Annotated in this window: 1 protein-coding gene; it reads right to left on the bottom strand. The window is 47.8% G+C overall.

Going from position 1 to position 416, the window contains the following annotated elements; genetic code table 11:
• Positions 1-416, bottom strand: a 416-nt coding sequence (locus ACP7H9_RS14215; RefSeq protein WP_439222933.1) for an efflux RND transporter permease subunit, incomplete at both ends; no start/stop codon positions are given.

Genomic DNA, 416 nt, shown 5'->3' with positions numbered 1-416 from the left:
CCATTATCTAGTGGTTTAAGCAGTTTATTTTCACGAGGCTTAATACCCCGACTGAAAAAGTAACTGGCTAATGCCGGTACAACCATGATGGCCACAAAAACCGCGGAGATAATGGCCAACATAATACTGATAGCCATGGGCTCAAATAATTTAGCTTCAACACCCTGAAAACTAAACAGTGGCATAAAGACCACCAAGATAATCATGGCGGCAAAGAATACCGGTCGTGCCACTTCGTTCGCCGCTTCCTTAACTCGCAGCTTGATACCATGGCTATCGAGTTTGGCTGCCTGAGGATCTGGGTCGCGGTGCTCTGTGCGTTGCTCGGCGTCGTCTTGGTGTTCACTATCCGGACGACTTAAGTGCTTAAAGATGTTTTCAACCATCACCACGGAGCCGTCGACCAGCATACCAAT

Source organism: Idiomarina sp. ST20R2A10, assembly GCF_051842345.1.
GTDB lineage: Bacteria > Pseudomonadota > Gammaproteobacteria > Enterobacterales > Alteromonadaceae > Idiomarina > Idiomarina loihiensis.
Note: the sequence above shows the minus strand (reverse complement) of the source record. Positions and strands in the feature narration are given on the sequence as shown.